At 72.2% G+C, this 17,433-nt stretch carries 18 protein-coding genes and 1 pseudogene; 6 read left to right on the plus strand and 13 right to left on the minus strand.

Annotated features, from left to right (window positions below):
* Positions 1-185 precede the first annotated feature (185 nt).
* Both ACFYZE_RS18700 and ACFYZE_RS18705 read left to right on the plus strand, forming a co-directional pair.
* The gene (locus ACFYZE_RS18700; protein WP_388994783.1) at positions 186-524 is read left to right on the plus strand and encodes a hypothetical protein; all 339 of its coding nucleotides are present in this window, start codon (positions 186-188) and stop codon (positions 522-524) included.
* Positions 422-919 (plus strand): annotated as a pseudogene (locus tag ACFYZE_RS18705) (ATP-binding cassette domain-containing protein); the annotation flags it as partial. The gene ACFYZE_RS18700 and the pseudogene ACFYZE_RS18705, both read left to right, overlap by 103 nt.
* Before the next feature lie 9 nt (positions 920-928).
* On the opposite strand, the gene ACFYZE_RS18710 reads toward ACFYZE_RS18705, so the two are convergent.
* From ACFYZE_RS18710 to ACFYZE_RS18720, 3 genes are all read right to left on the minus strand, one after another.
* Positions 929-1,408 carry a MarR family winged helix-turn-helix transcriptional regulator gene (locus ACFYZE_RS18710; RefSeq protein ID WP_388994786.1) on the minus strand — a complete coding sequence of 160 codons (480 nt, stop codon included), beginning with the start codon at positions 1,406-1,408 and terminating at the stop codon, positions 929-931.
* Positions 1,409-1,474: 66 nt separating this feature from the next.
* A complete protein-coding gene (locus tag ACFYZE_RS18715) occupies positions 1,475-2,224 on the minus strand; it encodes a polysaccharide deacetylase family protein (RefSeq protein WP_388994789.1) in 750 nt (249 codons plus the stop codon).
* Entirely contained in the window at positions 2,221-3,600 is a 1,380-nt protein-coding gene (locus tag ACFYZE_RS18720; protein ID WP_388994792.1) for a glycosyltransferase, read from the minus strand. Before ACFYZE_RS18720 ends, ACFYZE_RS18715 begins: the two co-directional genes overlap by 4 nt.
* Positions 3,601-3,744: 144 nt before the next feature.
* On the opposite strand from ACFYZE_RS18720, the gene ACFYZE_RS18725 reads away from it, so the two are divergent.
* Together ACFYZE_RS18725 and ACFYZE_RS18730 are read left to right on the plus strand one after the other, a co-directional pair.
* On the plus strand, positions 3,745-4,155 hold the full coding sequence (locus ACFYZE_RS18725) for a BlaI/MecI/CopY family transcriptional regulator (RefSeq protein WP_388994795.1): 411 nt from the start codon (positions 3,745-3,747) through the stop codon (positions 4,153-4,155).
* 4 nt (positions 4,156-4,159) lie between these two features.
* The gene (locus tag ACFYZE_RS18730; protein WP_388994798.1) at positions 4,160-5,173 is read left to right on the plus strand and encodes a M56 family metallopeptidase; all 1,014 of its coding nucleotides are present in this window, start codon (positions 4,160-4,162) and stop codon (positions 5,171-5,173) included.
* Between the two features lie 125 nt (positions 5,174-5,298).
* Here ACFYZE_RS18730 and ACFYZE_RS18735 read toward each other — a convergent pair whose 3' ends face one another.
* The 4 genes from ACFYZE_RS18735 to ACFYZE_RS18750 form a co-directional block, all read right to left on the minus strand.
* Positions 5,299-5,949 (minus strand): TetR family transcriptional regulator, encoded by a 651-nt coding sequence (locus ACFYZE_RS18735; protein ID WP_388994801.1) that lies wholly within the window; start codon positions 5,947-5,949, stop codon positions 5,299-5,301.
* A gap of 2 nt (positions 5,950-5,951) precedes the next feature.
* Positions 5,952-7,166, minus strand: a complete 1,215-nt coding sequence (locus ACFYZE_RS18740; RefSeq protein WP_388994804.1) for a cytochrome P450 — start codon at positions 7,164-7,166, stop codon at positions 5,952-5,954.
* A gap of 183 nt (positions 7,167-7,349) precedes the next feature.
* Complete coding sequence (locus ACFYZE_RS18745; RefSeq protein WP_388994807.1) at positions 7,350-8,807, minus strand: aldehyde dehydrogenase family protein; 1,458 nt, start codon at positions 8,805-8,807, stop codon at positions 7,350-7,352.
* 122 nt (positions 8,808-8,929) lie between these two features.
* Entirely contained in the window at positions 8,930-9,223 is a 294-nt protein-coding gene (locus ACFYZE_RS18750; RefSeq protein ID WP_388994810.1) for a hypothetical protein, read from the minus strand.
* Positions 9,224-9,406: 183 nt separating this feature from the next.
* Here ACFYZE_RS18750 and ACFYZE_RS18755 point away from each other — a divergent pair, with 183 nt between their 5' ends.
* On the plus strand, positions 9,407-9,772 hold the full coding sequence (locus tag ACFYZE_RS18755; protein ID WP_388994812.1) for a nuclear transport factor 2 family protein: 366 nt from the start codon (positions 9,407-9,409) through the stop codon (positions 9,770-9,772).
* Between the two features lie 48 nt (positions 9,773-9,820).
* On the opposite strand, the gene ACFYZE_RS18760 is transcribed toward ACFYZE_RS18755, so the two are convergent.
* Positions 9,821-10,480: a TetR/AcrR family transcriptional regulator gene (locus ACFYZE_RS18760; protein WP_388994815.1), complete on the minus strand. Its 660-nt coding sequence runs from the start codon at positions 10,478-10,480 to the stop codon at positions 9,821-9,823.
* A gap of 154 nt (positions 10,481-10,634) precedes the next feature.
* On the opposite strand from ACFYZE_RS18760, the gene ACFYZE_RS18765 reads away from it, so the two are divergent.
* Positions 10,635-11,888, plus strand: coding sequence for a YncE family protein (locus ACFYZE_RS18765; RefSeq protein WP_388994818.1), 1,254 nt, complete (start codon positions 10,635-10,637; stop codon positions 11,886-11,888).
* On the opposite strand, the gene ACFYZE_RS18770 is transcribed toward ACFYZE_RS18765, so the two are convergent.
* The 5 genes from ACFYZE_RS18770 to ACFYZE_RS18790 all read right to left on the minus strand — a co-directional run bounded on the left by ACFYZE_RS18770 (position 11,881) and on the right by ACFYZE_RS18790 (position 17,429).
* Positions 11,881-13,749: a cellulase family glycosylhydrolase gene (locus ACFYZE_RS18770; protein ID WP_388994821.1), complete on the minus strand. Its 1,869-nt coding sequence runs from the start codon at positions 13,747-13,749 to the stop codon at positions 11,881-11,883. The two genes, ACFYZE_RS18765 and ACFYZE_RS18770, sit on opposite strands and share 8 nt — an antisense overlap.
* Positions 13,750-13,819: 70 nt before the next feature.
* Positions 13,820-15,832, minus strand: a complete 2,013-nt coding sequence (locus ACFYZE_RS18775; RefSeq protein ID WP_388994823.1) for a GTP-binding protein — start codon at positions 15,830-15,832, stop codon at positions 13,820-13,822.
* A gap of 136 nt (positions 15,833-15,968) precedes the next feature.
* Positions 15,969-16,445: a phosphotransferase gene (locus tag ACFYZE_RS18780; RefSeq protein WP_388994826.1), complete on the minus strand. Its 477-nt coding sequence runs from the start codon at positions 16,443-16,445 to the stop codon at positions 15,969-15,971.
* On the minus strand, positions 16,367-16,882 hold the full coding sequence (locus tag ACFYZE_RS18785) for a phosphotransferase (RefSeq protein ID WP_388994829.1): 516 nt from the start codon (positions 16,880-16,882) through the stop codon (positions 16,367-16,369). The genes ACFYZE_RS18780 and ACFYZE_RS18785 overlap by 79 nt, the downstream gene beginning before the upstream one ends.
* Before the next feature lie 25 nt (positions 16,883-16,907).
* On the minus strand, positions 16,908-17,429 hold the full coding sequence (locus ACFYZE_RS18790; protein ID WP_388994832.1) for a metallophosphoesterase family protein: 522 nt from the start codon (positions 17,427-17,429) through the stop codon (positions 16,908-16,910).
* Between the last annotated feature and the right edge of the window lie 4 nt (positions 17,430-17,433).

Raw genomic sequence — 17,433 nt, forward strand, 5'->3', positions numbered from 1 at the left:
CGGGCGTCGTGCGCGCCCGTTGCGGGCCGCTGCGGCCCACACACATGATCCTTGCGCGGAGAGCACGTCTTCCGCACGTGTTCCGCGCGGCGGAAGTCAGATCGACCGGGCGGCGGACCCGTGGAACGGCGCCCGCAGGTCACTGCCCCCCTAGGCTGAACGCCCCCACGCCACAAGGAAAAGCCGTGAGCATCGCTGAGACGGAAGTTCCTGCCGAGCCCGTGCCGCCCGCCTGGCGGCTGCTCCTCGGATACGTACGACCGCACCGGTGGGCGCTGCTCGCGGGCGCGCTCCTCGAGCTGGTCACCGAGGCCACCGGGCTGCTGCTGCCGCTGGTGGCCCGCGGGCTGATCGGCGGCCTGTCGCACGACCGGCCCATCACCAAGGCGCTGCTCGGCATGTGCGAGCTGCGGGCGGCGATGGCTATGTGGAGCAGGACGCGCCGGTGCTGCCCGGTTCGCTGCGCGACAACCTGCTGCTCGGCAACCCGGAGGCCGACGACGCCGACCTGGAGCGGGTGCTGAGGACGACACGGCTCGAGGCGCTGGTGGAGCGGCTTCCGCGTGGTCTGCAGACCCTGGTCGGGCACCGCGGGACCAAGCTGTCCGGCGGCGAACGCCAGCGGGTGGCGATCGCCCGGGCACTGCTGCGCCGTCCGCGGCTGCTGCTGCTCGACGAGGCGACGTCGCAGCTCGACGCGGTGAACGAGGCGGCGCTGCGGGACACGGTCGCGGACGTGGCGCGGACCACGACGGTGCTGGTGGTGGCGCACCGGTTGTCCACGGTGACGATGGCCGACCGGATCGTGGTCATGGACGCGGGCCGGGTCCGCGCGGTCGGCACCCATCGGGAACTGGTCGCTGCGGACCCGCTCTACGCCGAACTGGCGGCGACCCAGTTCCTCGCCACCGCCGGCTGACGCGCCGGGTCAGGGGGACGAGGGGCGCGCGGTCTCGACGATCTCCTGAAAGGACTCGTCAGCGGCGGCCAGGAAGTCGTCGACCATGCGGTGGAACAGCGTGGCCAGCTGCCTCAGCTCGTCGGGCGACCAGGCGGCGAGGGCCGCCTGCATGCCCCGGACGCCCGCGGCGCGGATACGGTCGATGGCCTCCTGGCCCTGGGACGTGAGCTCGATGCGCTGGGCGCGGCGGTCGTCGGGGTCGGGCACCCGCCTGACGTAGCCGGTCTTCTGCAGGTGCTGCACCTGCCGGGTCACGTGGGAGGCCTCGACTCCGAGCCGGTTGGCCAGCTCCCCCGGACGCAGTGGCTCGGAGTCGGCGATCTGCCGCAGCAGCGCGACCGCGGCGCGGTCGAGGGGCACACCGGCCAGGGCCATCAGACGGTCGTGCTGCCGGGCGCGCGTGCTCAGATAGGTGATGCGGTTGAGCGCGCGCTCGATCTCGATCACTTCCGGGGAGGCGGGGAGGGAGGGGGCTGTGAAGGGGGCATACCCCGGAGTTTAGCTTGTCGTTGCCTAACTCAAGTAACTTCCCGTCCCGTGCCGCCCGTGCTCCCGCAGGGGGCCGACGGCGAGCCCCCGCTGTTCGCAGGTGTCCAGGATGCGGGGCAGGGCGCCGAGCGCCGAGCGCCACGCTCCCGGCGCCGAGGTGCAGTCGGAGTCGTGGAGCAGGATCGTACCGCCGCCGTCCAGATCGGCCGTGACCGTCGCGTACACGGACTCGGGTGTGGCGCGCGCGGTCCAGTCCTCGCCCCAGCAGGTCCACAGCACCGGGGTCAGGCCGAGGCGGCGGGCGGCCAGATGGGCGGCGGCCGACATGACCCCGTACGGCGGCCGGAAGAGCCGGGGCCGGCGTCCGGTGAGGTCCGTGACGAGGTCGCGGGCGCGGGCGAGGTCGTCGTGGGTGGCGCGTGGACCACGCAGCAGCAGCGGCCGGTGCAGCCGGCCGTGGACGCCGATCTCATGGCCCGCCTCGGCGATCTCGCGCACCAGGCCGGGAGCGCGCTCCGCCTGGCTGCCGAGCAGGAAGAAGGTGGCGTGCAGCCCGCGGTCGGCCAGCAGCCGCAGGAAGAGCGGGGTGGAGACGGGGTCGGGTCCGTCGTCGAAGGTGAGGGCGACGTGGTCGGGGCGGCCCCGGCCCGCCAGACGGGGCATGACACGGTTGCGCAGCGGTCCGAACGTGGAGAGGACGGGCGCGGCGTGCACGGCGGCGAGGGCGGGCAGGGCGGCCAGAGCCGCGGTACGGATCGGGCGTGCGGGGATCACGAGTGGTGGCTTTCCGGTCGGGGGCCGTGGCCCGGGGCGAGGTCGTCGAGGTCCAGGCCATGGCTGATGGCGCGCATCAGCCGCGGGCCGTCGTACGTCGTCGCGATCCCGGTTCCGACGGCGCAGGCCCACACGGCGCACGCCACGGCGGCGGTCGTGGCGAGCCGGCGCCGCCGTCCGGCGACGGGGTGCGGGGCGCGGTGCCGCACTCCCAAGCGGTGGACGCGTGCTATCTCGGCCGCGGGGCCTGCGTCGGGGGCCGTGGCGAACAAGGCGAGGCCCGCCGCGCTCTGCCGCCGGCCCAGCGGGCCGTCGATCAGGTCGCACAGCACGGCCTTGAGGTCGGCCGGGTCGCGGATCCAGACGGCGACGCCGGCCTCGTCGAGGGCGGCGGCGTTGGCCGGCCCGTGGCCCGGTATGCAGCGGTAGCTGGCGACGGGCAGGCCCGCGGCGAACGCCTCCAGCGAGGTGAGACCGCCGGCGTTCTGCACCAGGACGTCGGCGGCGTGCATCAGACCGGGCATGTCGTCGACCCAGCCGTACGCGTGCTCGATACCGTCCGCGCGCAACTGCCGGGCCAGGGCCTCGTTGCGGCCGCAGACCACGACCGGGACAGCCGCGCCGCAGTCGCGCAGTTCCCGGGCCACCTGGCGGACCGGGCCGACGCCCCAGGACCCGGCGACGAGCAGGGCCAGCGGGGCGCGCTCCGGGAGCCCGAAGCGCGCCCGGGCCCGGCTCCGCTCCCCCGTGCCGCACATCCGGAACCGCGGGTCGACCACCGGTCCGCACACGCGGACGTCCCGGGCCCCGACGGTGCGCGCCTGGGCGGCGGGTACGGCGTGCGCGGCGAGGTGGATGTCGACGCCGTCCGCCACCCACAGCGGATGCACCGAGAAGTCGGTCAGATACGTCAGCACCGGGACGCTCAGCCGGCCGTCGAGGCGGAGGCCGCCCAGGACCCGGCTGGCCCCCGGGTAGGTGGAGACGACCGCTCCGGTGCCCGGCGGCAGGGCGCGCAGCACCCGGTCCTCGGCGGCACGCAGCAGCGCCCGGGCCGCGGGGCCGCCGCCTCCGGCGCGCTCGGTGCTGGAGTAGATCCGCTGATAGGCCCAGGGAGCCCGGACGAGCATCCGGTGGTAGCCCTCCTGCACGGCACGGCCGAGCCCCGCGGGCAGCAGGTCCAGCAGGTCGAACCGGTCGACCGGGATCCCGTGCGCCGTGAGGCGGTGGGCGAGTTCGGCGGCGGCACCGTCGTGACCGGCGCCGACGCTCGCGGAGACGATCGCGACCCGCCCCGCGGGCTCCGTCGCCGCTCTGGGGCGCGGAACGGCGCCCGCGAGCGCGGGCCAGGGGACCGTACGTCCGGGGTGGGGCATGGGCTTTCCTCCGCACATGAGGGGAGCGGCGGAACTCTACAACATGTAGTAGTTCACGTCTCGAAGCCCGGAGCATACTTCCTACAGATAGTAGGAGCTCGCCGGGTAGTCTGTGGGCCGAGCGGAAAGGGGAGGTGGACCACGGTGCACGACCGGAGGAACCGGGAGTCCGACGGGGCATCCGGCAGGCGGGCGCGCGGAGAGCTGGAGAGCGGTGTGCTCGCCGCGCTCTGGGCGGCCGACGGTCCGCTGACCGCACGTGAGGTCCGCGAGCGGCTGCCGGGCGACCTGGCGTACACGACCGTGCTGACGATCCTGTCCCGGCTGTACGACAAGGGCATGCTCGTGCGGCACCGCGAGGGCCGCGGCTATGCCTACGCACCGGCCCGGGACGAGGCGTCCCACACCGCCGAACGGATGCACACCCTGCTGGAGGGCGGCGCCGACCGCGAGGCGGTGCTGACCCGGTTCGTCTCCGAACTGTCCGGGGAGGACGAGCAGTTGCTGCAGCGGCTGCTCGCCGGACACGACGGACCCCATCCCGAGGGGCGCTGAGCCGGTGCTGATCAGTGTCTACGTACCGTTCCTGGTCACCGTCGCGCTCACGGTGCTCGCGCCGCGGCCGGCCCGCACCCTCGCGCCGCGCCCGGCCGCTTGGGCGCTGGCGTGCGCGGCGCTGGTGACGGCGGCGGGCTGGATGGGGTCGCTGGCCCTGCTGGCGTTCACCGGCCTCGCCCAGATCCCCGAGGTCGCCGAGGAGGGCCGCTGGTCGGTGTCCGCGCTGCGCGCCGAGGACCCGGTGTCGCTGGCCGTCGCGGCGGTCGGCGCGCTCGCCCTGGTCGCGGGTGTGGTGTCGCTGGCCGTCGCCGCCCTACGGCAGGCCCGCCACCTCGTATGGGCCCGGCGGGAGTGCGCGCGGCTGCCCGGCCACACGGAACTGGCCGTGCTCGACGACGACGTGCCGCAGGCCTTCGCGCTGCCGGGCACGCCGGGGCGGATCGTGGTGTCCCGGGGCATGCTCCGCTGCCTGGGCGACGGCGAACGGGAGGCCCTGCTGGCGCACGAGCGGGCCCATCTGCGCGGCAGGCACCATCTGTTCCAGACCGTGTGGCGGCTCGCCGCGGCCGTGAATCCGCTGCTGCGCCCACTGGCCGACGCGGGCGGCTTCGTGCTGGAGCGGTGGGCCGACGAGGAGGCCGCGGCTCGGATCGGCAGCCGTACGGTCGTCGCCCGCGCGGTGGGACGGGCGGCCCTGGCGTCCACCGGTGCCTCGCGCCCGGCGGTGCTCTCCGCGACCGGGGGCGCGGTACCCCAGCGCGTACGGGCGTTGCTGGCGCCGCCTCCCCCACGACGGACCCTGCCGTTCGTCGCGGGCGCCCTGCTGCTGACGGTGTGCTGCGCGAGCCTGGCCAACGCCGCGTCGGACAGCCACACGATGGTCGAGACGGCCCAGCGGGCGGAGTGCCTGGCCCGGGCCGGAGCGGCTGACGTCCCTCAGGACGACCGCCCGTCGCCCGGACCCGACATCTGCTGCGAGCACCACCACCACGGGGACTGCGAGGGGCACCGCTGACACACCGTGCGAAGCCGTCCTGGCCCGACGGCCGGGCTTGTGGTGAGCGCGGCCGTGTGCGCGTCGTGGTGCTCGGTGGGTGGTCGCCACCGCACCGGGCGTGCCGAGGGCGTGATCGGCCGTCGTCACCCGTCGCGGGTCACGGGTGCCAGCCACAGGCCGACGATCGCGTCGATCAGGCCGGTGGCGGCGTCGTGCCAGGTGGCCCGCGAGGTGGGCATGCCGTCGGCGAGGGCGCGCTCCCGTTCGGCGGGCATGTGCAGGATCAACTCGCGGGTCATGTCGCCACGTTCGGCACGGATCTCCGGAGGGAGGTGGGGAAGGCAGCGGTCCAGGCCGTCGAGCACCTCGCGCAGCGACGGAGACGTCAGGGACTCCTCGATCACGATGGCGCGCATGGCCGGGTCGGTCATCACCTGGGCGCAGAACCGCGCGAACCAGGTGGGACTGCCCAGCGCCGCCAGGTGCTCGGCCATGGGACGCACAAGGCAGGACACCCAGTCCCGTACGTCTGTGGAACCGCGCGTCCCGTGCAGCAGCCGCACGCGGATCTCCTCGATGCGGTCGGCGTGCCGCCGTACGATCGCGCGCACCAGGTCGGCCTTGGTGCCGAAGTGGTAGCCGACGGCGGTGTTGTTGCCCTGGCCGGCGGCCTCGCTGACCTGACGGTTGGACACGGCGTGGACCCCGCGTTCGGCGAACAGCCGCTCCGCCACGGTCAGGATCAGCGTCCGGGTGGCGCTCACCTGCTCTGCCCGTATCGCTCTGCCGGCCATGATCACCACCGTACCGGGACTTCGCTCAGCCCTCCGACGACCAGTCCCTCGAGCCGCCGCAGGTCCTCGGCCGGAACGGCGAGGTCCAGACTGGGAAGCCTACGCAGCAGCACGTCGAGGACGGTCTGCAGTTCGGTGCGGGCCAGGGCCTGACCCAGGCAGGAGTACGGGCCGACGCCGAAGGCCAGATGCGGATTGGGGCTGCGGTCGAGTGCCATGTCACCGGCGTCCTCGAAGGCGGTCTCGTCCCGGTTGGCGGCGGCCATGCTGCACATCACGGTCGTGCCACGCGGTAGGAGGGTGCCGCCGACCTCGACCTCCTCTCCGATGTAGCGCGGCATGCCGATCCCGGCGTTGGCGTCGAACCGCAGCGCCTCCTCCACCGCTGAGCGCACCAGCGAGCGGTCCGCCAGCAGCCGCTCCCAGCGGCTCCGGTCGGACAGCAGCATGGCCACCATCTTCCCGATCATGTTGGCGGTGGTCTCGTGCCCGGCGACCAGCAGGCCCCTGCCGGTGGCGACCAGTTCCCGGTCGGACATCCGGTAGCCGCCGGGTCCGGTGGCGACGATGAGTTCGCCGAGCGGGTCGCCCCCGGGCGCGGCCCGCTTGGCGGCGAGGTGCCCGGTCATGTAGGCGTTGAACTCGGCCTCCGCCTCGTCGACCTCCTCCTGGGTGTAGCGGGTGAGGTTGAGCAGGGCATCGGACCAGTACGAGAACCGGTCCCGGTCCGAGTCGGGGACGCCGAGCATGTCGCAGATCACCCACACCGGCAGCGGGAAGGCGAGGCTCGCCTTGAGGTCCGCGGGCTGCCCGCGCTCGACCATGGCGTCGACGAGCCGGTCGGCCATCGCCTCGATGCCCGGGCGCAGTGCGGCCATGCGCTTGGCGGTGAACCACTTGGTCACCATCCGGCGCCAGCGCCGGTGCGCCTCGCCGCGCTGCGGGATCGCCAGTGCCATCTCGTTGCTGAACACGCCGCCCGACTCGGTGGCCGTGATCCGGGCCGCGTCATCGGCGTCCAGCCGGCGGGTGAACCGCTCGTCGGACAGGACCTGTTTGACGTCCTCGTAGCGGGTGAGCAGCGATGCCTCGTCACCGCTGGGCAGCGTCACCCGGGCGACGGGGCACTCACGCCGCAGCGCGGCCCATTCGGCGGGCGGCTCCAGCGCGCTGTCGCTCGGCAGCGGATAGTTCAGCGGCTCCTGGGGAACGGTCACGGCTTCTCCTCCGATCCGGTGGCCCCCGCGTCGTCAGGCAATCCCGCCCCTGGAATCCAGTCAAGCGACTGCCTTAAAAGCCGCGGAGATCAAGGCCGGGATTCAGCCGTTCGCCCGAGGACATGGGCCTGCCCCCGGCGCGCTGCGCAGGCCGGGGGCAGGCACGGGCGACGGTGAGCGAGGTCAGAAGGGGTAGTGGGCGTGCTGGGTGGCGATGGTGACCCAGCGGGTGTTGGAGAACGCCTCGATGCCCCAGCGCCCGCCGAAGCGGCCGTAACCGGAGGCCTTCACTCCACCGAAGGGCGCGTGCGGTTCGTCGGCCACCGACTGGTCGTTGACGTGCACGATGCCGGTGCGCACCCGGCGCGCGACGGCAAGCCCGTGGGTGGCGTTCTCGGTGATGATGCCGCAGGTCAGCCCGTTCTCGGTGTCGTTGGCGAGGTCGGCGGCGGTGTCGTCGTCGGCGAATGTCTGCAGCACGCACACCGGGCCGAACGACTCGGCGTGGTACAGCTCCGCATCCTTCGTCACGCCGGTGAGGACGGTCGCCGGGTGCACCGCGCCCTCGGGCTGCCCTCCGACGAGGACCTCGGCCCCCTTGGCCACCGCGTCCCGCACCAGGCCGGCCACCCGCTGCGCGGCCGACGGACTGACCAGCGGCCCGACCACGGTGTGCGGATGTGCCGGATCACCCGCCCGCAACGAGGCCACCTTGGCCGTGAACTTCTCCGTGAACTCCTCGGCGAGGGACTCGTGGACGAGGACCCGGTCGCCGGACATGCAGATCTGCCCGGCGTTCATGAACACGCTGAAGGTGACCGCGTCGACGGCGTAGTCCACGTCGGCGTCGTCCAGCACGATGACCGCGTTCTTGCCGCCCAGCTCCAGCACGGCGGGCTTGAGGTGACGTGCGGCCAGTTCACCGATGATCCGGCCCACTCCCGTCGAGCCGGTGAAGTTGACGGCCCGCACCCGTTCGTCGCCGATCAGCGCCTCGGCGATCTCGGCCGCGTCCTCGCGGGCGTTGGTGACCACGTTCAGCACGCCGTCCGGCAGTCCGGCCTCGCGCAGCACGTCCGAGACCAGCAGCCCGCAGGCGATCGGCGCGTCCTCGCTGGGCTTGACGACCACCGTGTTGCCCGCGGCGAGCGGCGCCGCGACCGCCCGCACGCCGAGGATGACCGGCGCGTTCCACGGGGCGAACGCCGCCACCACGCCGAGCGGTTCGCGCACCGCGAGTCCGAGCGTGCCCGCCTCCTGGGCGCTGAGGACCTCACCGCGTGGGGCGGTGATCGCGGCCGCCGCCTCGCGCAGGATGTTCGCGGCGAGGGCCACGTTGAAGTAGGCCCAGGGCCGGGTGCCGCCCGCCTCGTGCGCCATGATCTCGGCCACCTGTTCGCCACGGGCGTCCAGCAGGTCGGCCGCCTTGAGGAAGATCGCGCGACGGACGAAGGGGGCCAGGGCCGCCCAGGCGGGGAAGGCCGCGTCCGCCGCGTCCACCGCGCGCCGGACGTCCTCCGGCCCGGCGGCCGCCACCGTGGCGTACACATCACCGGTGTAGGGGTTGACGTCGACCGTGGTGCGGCCGGACGCGGCGGGCACGTCCTTGCCGCCGATGAGCAGTTCGCGGGAGACGGGCACGACGACTTCCTTTGTTCGTCTAGTGAAATTGAATTCACTGAGCACCGCGATGCTCCGGCGGACCCCGGGGAATGTCAAGGCCCCCGGCCGTCGACGACCGGGGGCCCCTGCGCGTCGCCGCGCTACTGGACGGCCGGGAGCAGCCCCGCGGCGGGTGCGACCAGATCGGTGGCCTGGTGGAGCTGGTTGACGTCGTGCAGGTGGTTCAGGCCCGCCAGTTGGCCGGACAGCCGCGGGATCTCGTTCCGGTGCTCCGCGGGGACCCCGCTGCGGGCCAGTGAGTCGAGCACGGTGACCGGGTTGAGCCTGCCGGCGTCCGGGGTGCCTGCGGCCGCCGCGGTGGCCGGCGGCGTGCCGAGACCGGCTGCGCCCACGGCGAGACCGACCGCGGCGACGATGCGTCGTTTTGAGATCATGCCTTCAGCAACGGCACCCGGCGACGCCCGGTCACGGGCCCCAGGCGCCGCTCACCCGAGAGGCGCACCGGCCCCGGCGCGTTTGCCGGTGCCGCGCGCCGGGGGGAGGCTCGAAGCAGAGGCCCTCGAGCGGCCCGCCGTTCGCCGGGCCGCGGCCTTCCAAGGAGGTCGAAGGAGGTCACCATGGGCACCGCGACAGGCGCCGGCTTCGACACGGAGGCTCTGCGCCGGGGAATCGAAGGAGAAGACACGACAGCCCTGCTGTCGCTGTACGCGGACGACGCGGAGATACGCGTCGTCGACCGCAACACCCAGCCCAGCCACCCGAAGGTCCTGCACGGCCGGGACCAGATCAGCCAGATGCTCAGCGACGTCTACAGCCGTGACATGACGCATCATCTGGACCAGTGCGTCGTCCAGGGCGATCACGTCGCGTTCACGGAGTCCTGCGAGTACCCGGACGGCGTGCGGGTGCTGGCCAGCTCGATGGCCACGCTGCGCAACGGCAGGATCGCCGAGCAGGTTCTCCTCCAGGCCTGGGACGAGTAGGCGGATCACGGCCGCCTGCGGCTGCGGCGGAGCGCGACGAAGTCCGGCTCAGACGGCCGGCAGCCAGCCCGGCGGGCGCAGGATGGCCAGGAGCTGGCGGACCAGTTCGTCCACGATCTCGTCCAGGGTCGCGTCCACCCAGCCGGCCCGCCAGTCGTGCAGCAGGCCGTTGACGCTGCCGATGAACGCGGTGGCCGCGAGCCGGTAGTCGCGCGGTGCGGCCTCACCGCGCGCGGCTGCCCGGGCAGCCTCCACACAGATGAACTCCACCCAGCGGGAGCGGCGTTCGAGCCGCTGCTCCTCAAGACGGGGGCTGACGCCGATGATCTCGACGAAGGCGATACGGATCCGGCGCGGATCGGAGGTGACGTTCGCCGCGTACGCCCGGAACACCGCGGCGGCGCGCTCGGCGAGCGGCAGGTCGCCGGCCCCGGCGAGGGCGGCGGCCGCTGCTTGTTCCGCCCAGTCGTTGACCTGGAGGTGCAACGCGGCCAGCACGTCCTCGAGGGTGTGGAACTCCTCGTAGAACTGCCGTGTCGACAGCCCCGCCGCCTCGCTCAACGCGGCCACCGTGGTGGACCGGTAGCCGGGGCCGGCGCCGAACAGCTGGAGTCCGGCCTCCAGAAACCGCCGGCGTCGCTCGGCCTGCCGCTCCTCGGCCGTCCTGCCGCCGTACCGGCCCGTCGGCTGCTTGAGCCTGCCCGCCACCCGCGCCCCCTCGCCGTTCGATGATCCGTTCGCCTGTCGCTCAATTTTGTCGTGCGCGGAGTCTTGTGAAGAGGGTCGACCCTTCCTTACTTTCCAGTAAGTCACTTTGAACCCAAGCGTGTTCAGACTTCCACCCCAAGACAGGGACCCCACCATGCCTGTTCTCAGATCCCGGCACCTCTTCTCCCTCGCCGCCGCCCTCGCCCTGACCACGGGCGGCACCGCGACGGCCGCCGCCGCGCAGGACTCCTCCGCCGCCGCGCTGCGCGAGGTGATGTTCGTCGGCAACAACTGGGACGGCACCGCCGATGTCATCAGGTCCAGCGGCGACTTCGCGCGGATCGGCCGCGTCAACGTGATCCCCGACAAGGAGGCGCGGCTGAAGGAGATCAACGCCGATCCCATCAAGTGGATCTACTTCATGGCCATCCGCAACAGCGTCGGCGAGGGCCACGACCAGTTCGTGGACGACATGTACTCCACGCCCGACGGCAGGTCGATGGTCGTCTCCCGGCCGAGCTTCGCGGACGTCGTCTCCATCGATCTCGCCACCGGGAAGATCAACTGGCGTTTCCCCGTGGCGGGTTACCGAGCCGACCACATGGCGGTCTCCCCCGACGGCACACGGGTCGCCGTCTCCGCCTCCACCGCCGACAAGGTGCAGGTGCTGGACATCGACACCGGTAAGGAACTGGGCGAGTTCGCCACCGGTGACAAGCCGCACGAGAACATCTTCACCAAGGACGGCAAGTACATCTGGAACATGGCGATCGGTGACGTCAACACCTCGCTCGACGATCCGTCCCTGGACTGGACGAAGGGCGACCGCCACATCACGGTCGTGGACGCCACCACCTTCAAACAGGTGAAGATCATCGACATGCGCGACCGGCTGGACGCGATCGGGCTCAAGGACTTCTCCGACGCGGTCCGGCCCGCCGTCTTCACTCCCGACGAGTCCAAGCTCTACTTCCAGGTGTCCTTCTTCAACGGCTTCCTGGAGTACGACGTGGCCGCCGACAAGATCACCCGGGTGAAGACCCTGCCGAAGAACCCGGCGACCAGCGAGGACCGTACGACGTGGGTCAACGACTCACGCCACCACGGCATTTCGATGAACCCGGCGGGCACCAAGCTGTGCGTCGCGGGCACGATGGACGACTACGCGACCGTGGTGGACCGCGCCACCCTCCAGGAGGGCCCGCTGGTCACCGCCTCCAAGCCCTACTGGGCCACGGTGAGCGGTGACGGCAAGGACTGCATCATCTCGGAGAGCGGCGCCGACCAGGTCACCGCGATCGACTTCGCGACGGGCCAGAAGGTGGTCTCGGTCCCGGTCGGCGACCACCCGCAGCGGGTGCGCCTCGCGCACGTCCCCGTGGACTGGAGCGGCCCGTCCGCTAGCTGAACTCCTTCGCAGCCCACGCCGCGAGCTCCGTCCGCGCCGCGCTCAGCAGGGACGCGGACGGAGCCGTGGCCCCGTTCGTCACCAGCGCGTAGTGCACGGCGCCCGGATCGGAGGCGGTCAGCAGAAGCCGTTTGCTGCCCGTGCCGCCGACCTCGTTCGCCACGGCGACCGGAGTGGACCTGGTGTAGGCGGGCAGCCCGGCCGTGGTGCCGAGGTCGGACACCACGGTGGTGGACGCGGCCGGGAAGGAGGCCGGCAGGTGCAGTTCCGTGGGCGACGCCGATCCGTTCGCGCGCCATACCAGCAGGCCGTACTGACCCGAGCCCACCAGCCGCGCCACGTCGGGCAGCGAGCCCGGCACCGGGTTCCAGGTCAGCGTCCTCGAGCCGTCCCGGGAGCGGTCCTCGTAGGTGAAGGCCACCGTCGTACCGGCGGTCGCGCTCGGGTAGAGCCGGTCCAGCAGCCGGGCGTCCTGGCGCAGCACCGGGGTGCCCGAGCCGTCGAGTGCCACGGCGGAGAGGTCCTCGTCGTTCCAGGCGTCGCCGGAGGTGAGGACCTTGTCGGGGTTGCCGTTCATCAGCTCGTGGTGGCGGCCGTTGTACAGGTCCCACTGCCACTGCGTGCCGGAGAGCACCGGGCCGGAGTCCACCGGGTCCGACCACCAACTCGCGCCCTTCACACGGGAGTCGAGCGCCTGGTACATCGCCTTCAGCACGGTCGGCGCCTTGTCGGCGACGGAACCGGACAGCGGGTGGCCGAACTCGCTGACGACCGCGGCCGTGCCCAGGGCGCCGGCCCGATCGCGCACCGTGCCGAAGTCCGCCGCGTACTGCCCGTCGCCCGCCTTGCCCCACATGAGGATGCCGGAGATGGCCTTCTGGTCGTAGAAATGCGTGTTGAAGATGTACCGGGGGCCGATCGTGCCGGCGTCGAGGAGTCCGCCCTCCTGCTTCTGGGTGGAGATGTTGGCGTTCCAGAAGAGGTTGGGCTCCACGAAGGCGGGCTTGTCCTTCCAGCCTGCCGCGTCCATCCGCGCGCGGAACCTGGCGTAGAACGGCCAGAGCACGTCCCGTTCCCAGGTGCGGCTGCTCTGCCCGCCGTCGTAGGTGCCCGCATAGGGCTCGTTGAAGGGGTCGAACCCGACGACTCGCGCGAACTCGTCCTCGGTCAGGTGCTGCTGGATGTACGTCATCGTCTTCTGCGCGGTGGCGAGGAAGGCGTCCTGCACCCCGTACGCGTTGTGCCAGAAATCGTACGACGCCTTCGTCACCGCCTGGTTCTGGGTGATGTTCTGACCCCAGAACAGGCAGATCCCGCAGGACTCGGCGGGGTAGTTCCCCGCATCCACCGCCCACTTGGGCGCGCCGTCGCCGGTGTACCAACTGTCCTGGTCGAAGAGGTGACGGGAGTAGAGGTCCTGGTGGAAATCGGGGTAGACGCGGATACCGGCGTCGAGGAACGCGCGCATCTGGTCGGTGACGGCGGCCAGGTAGGCCGTGTCGACCTGGCCGCGCACCGGCTCGGCGTGGGCCCAGGAGAGCAGGAAGCGGACCGTGTTGCCGCCGCCGAGGGTGCGCAGGGCGGTCGCCGACTTCCGGGCGTCGGCGACGGAGGCGAACGGCAGCCCGCTGTTCTCCTCCAGCTTGGTCTCGCCGGAGACGTTGTAGCCGCGCAGCACGACCTCGCGGCCGAGGCCGTCGGTGAGGCGGCCGCCCTGGACGGTGAGGGTGGCGGACGCCTGGGCGTCGAACCAGAGGGAGTCGGGAAGGGAGTCGGCGGCCGCGGGCCGTGCGCCCGGGGCCGCCAGGAGGCCGGTGAGAGCCACGAGAACGCCGCACAGACGCACACGTAACTTTGCCATGCACATTACACTCAGGGCGATTTACGGCCTATGTCAACACCCGTGCACCCTCCGGTGCGTTCGTCGCGTCTCAGGACGGCACCCCCGCCGCTCGCCCGGGCACCCTCCGCATCACCCGCAGCAGGTACTCCTCCCGGTCCAGCGGGTTGTGGTCGGTGCGCGGGCGGCTCGGAACCGCGCCACCGGTCACCGGGGCGTAGTGGTCGAACGCGGACTCCAGCTCGCCCTCGCCGCGGGTCAGCCCCGGCAGCGTCTGCTCCAGCTCGTGCACCTGGGCGGCCGGCACCCGGCCCTCGAGAACACAGGCACGCCCGCGCAGTGAGGTCGTCCCCGGGACCGCGCGCAACCGGGTGAGAGCCGGCAGCAGCGCGCCGAGCGTGTCCGCCGGGGCCTCGATCCGGAAGCGGTGCATCGGCTCGTACACCCGGGTGCCCGCCCGACTGAGCGCGGTCATCACGACCAGCGGGGTCAGGCCCCGGAAGTCCGCACCCGTGCTCGACATGCTCTTGTCGAAGCCCTGGTGGGCGTGGCTCTGCCGCGCGGAGTAGCCCGAGTGCGTCACGGTGACCGTGCAGTCGGTCACCTGCCAGCCGTGCAGGCCCTGCCTCAGGGTCTCGTTCACCGTGTCCTCCACCGCCTTGAAGAAGGCGTACGGCATCGAACCGAGCTCCACCTCCAGATGGAACGTGACGCCCGAGCCGACCGGGGCGGGGTCGATACGCAGGCCCACGGTGGCCAGGAAGGGGTTGGGGTCCTTCTTGTTGAACTCCACCGCCGCGCCCGTGCCGACGGGCCGTTCGACACACAGCGGCGTCGTCTCGCGGAAGGTGACCGCAAGTCCGTACTCCTCGGCCAGGGTCGCCTGGATGACCTCCTTCTGGACCTCGCCGTAGAGGGAGACGGAGATCTCCTGGCGGAGCTCGTCCTGTCGCAGCGCGATGAGCGGGTCCTGTTCGGCGAGCTGGGTGAGCGCGAGGTGCAGCGCTCCCCTGTCACGCGGGCGGGCGGGGACGACGACGGTCTCCAGGGTGGGCGGGGAGAAGTGGTGCCCCGGCTGCTCGGCGCGCGGCGCCTCGCCGAAGGTGTCGCCGATACGGACGTCGGTCAGGCCCCACAGCTTGCCGATGCGGCCCGCCGTCACCGATGCCTCGCGGTCCGCTCCGCCCCGGTCGAAGACACTGATCGCGGTGACCTTGCCCTCTCGTCCGTCACGGAACACCAGCCGGTCGCGGGTCCGCAGGGTCCCGGAGAACAGGCGCGCGTACGCGATCTTCTCCCCCGCCGGCCCCCGCTCGACCTTGAAGACGGTGCCGGAGGCAGGCCCCTCGGTGTCGCCCTCGACGGCCGGCAGCAGTTCCGTGAGACCGCCGATCAGCTCGCCCACACCCGCTCCCGTGATCGCCGAGCCGAAGAACACGGGGTGCACCAGGGCGCGCCCGGTCTGCTCGACGAGGGCGCGGCGCAGCCTTTCACAGGAGACCGCGTCCTCGACGTACGCGGCCAGCAGTTCCTCGTCGTGCTCGGCGAGGACGTCGAGCAGCCGTGTGGTGAACGCGGTGTCGTGGCTGTCGTACGGCACCACGTGCACGTCGCGTGTGCCGAGTCCGTACGGCCGTCCCATCGGGACCACCGACGGGGTGAGGCGCCCGGCGAGAGCAGTGAGGGTCCGGTCGTCGTGCGCGCCGCCGCGGTCGATCTTGTTGACGAACACGAGGGTCGGGATCCGCAGCCGTCGCAGGGTGCGCATCAGAATGCGTGTCTGGGCCTGGACGCCCTCCACCGCGGAGACGACCAGCACCGCGCCGTCGAGCACGCCCAGCACCCGCTCGACCTCGGCGATGAAGTCGGGGTGGCCAGGGGTGTCGATCAGGTTGACGGTGATGTCGTCGAGCGTGAAGGAGACGACGGCGGACTTGATGGTGATGCCGCGCTGCCGCTCCAGCGCGAGCGTGTCGGTCTGGGTGCTGCCGTCGTCGACACTGCCGATCTCGTCGATCACTCCGGCGGCGTGCAGCAGCCGCTCGGTGAGGCTTGTCTTACCCGCGTCTACGTGCGCGAGGATTCCCAGGTTCAGCGTGGGCACAGAGCGTCATGTCCTTAGGGAGGGTGCTGGTTCCTTGCTGGGTGGACATGAACGCTGTGCGCATGGGGGCTCCTGGGTCTCGACGGCTCTGTCCCCTGCAGTCCAGCAGGACCGTGACGGTGACAGCAACGGATTTTCAGGCGCGCTCACTCCGGTGGTCGGCGATGAGCTGCTCCAGATGGTGCAGGGCGGTGCGCACCCTGGCCGGGTCCTGCCGGAAGTACGGGTCGTCCGGCACCGGCAGCGAGCCCGCCAGGGCCCAGCCCCGGCCACGGGCCCAGGTGGCGTCATCGACGCCCATCGCCTCCCGGAAGTCGCCGCGCACCTTCTCCGGCAGGAACTTCCAGGCGGCGAGCAGGTCGACCGCCGGGTCACCGACGGCGAGGGTGCCGAAGTCGATGACCGCGCTCAGCCGGCCGTCCACGGCGAGGAGGTTGCCGACGGCCAGGTCGCCGTGGACCCAGAGGGGCGGCCGGTGCCAGGCGGGTGCGGCGAGGGCCGCCTCCCAGACCTCCGTCACCGCGTCGGCGTCGATCAGGCCCGACCGTTCGAGCGCCTCGATCTTGGGCCGTACCCGTGCCTCGCAGGCGAGCGAGTCCCGCTCGTCGCCCATCGGCACGCCCCGAAAGGCGTTGCTCTGCTCGGGAGCGGACCGCCCGTGGGATCGATCGCCTGCAGCGCGGCCAGGAACGCGGCCAGTTCGAGCGCGGTGCGGCGGGGGTCGGCGAGGCCTTCGGGGGTGGCCGTCTCGCCGTCCAGCCAGCGGTAGACGGACCACGGGTAGGGGTAGCCCTCGCCGGGTTCTCCCTTGGCGACGGGTTCGCTGACGGGCAGCGGCAGATGGGGCGCGAGCCGGGGCAGCCAGGTCTGCTCCCGCTCGACCTGGCCCGCCCAGTGCGGGTAGCGCGGGAGGCGCACGGACAGCTCCTCACCGAGGCGGAACGTCGCGTTGTCCATGCCTGAGGCCGGGACCGGGGTGATCGGGAGGCGGGCCCACTGCGGGAACTGGGCCGCCAGCAGACGGCGTACGAGGTCGGCATCGATCAGCACCGGCCCATCTCACCCTAACGGGTTGTCAGGAGTCCACGGGATTTCCGGTGCGCGGGAGCAGCAGGTGCAGCCGGACGTCCGTCAGTTCCCCGCCGGTCACGGTGGCCGTCATGTACGAGCAGTGCGGCTGGCGGCGGCGGTCTGTCGGGGAGCCGGGGTTGAGCAGGCGCAGGCCGGTGTCCGTGGTGGTGTCCCAGGGGATGTGGCTGTGGCCGAACACCAGCACATCGAGGTCCGGGTACCGGTCGGCGCAGCGGCGTTCCCGGCCCTGGGCGGGTCCCGTCTCGTGGACGACGCCGAGGCGCAGGCCGTCGAGGTCGGCGCGGGCCACTTCGGGGAGCCGGGCGCGCAGGGCGGGGCCGTCGTTGTTGCCGTACACGCCGATGAGCCGGGCGGACCGGCTCAGCAGCAGGTCGAGCGTGGCGACGTCCACCCAGTCGCCGGCGTGGATCACGACGTCGGCGCGCGCGAGTTCGGCGAGCAGCGGCGCGGGCAGTGCCTTCGCGCGCTTGGGGAGGTGGGTGTCGGACATCATGAGCAGACGCACGACA

This window comes from Streptomyces sp. NPDC001796, from assembly GCF_042892355.1.
GTDB lineage: Bacteria > Actinomycetota > Actinomycetes > Streptomycetales > Streptomycetaceae > Streptomyces.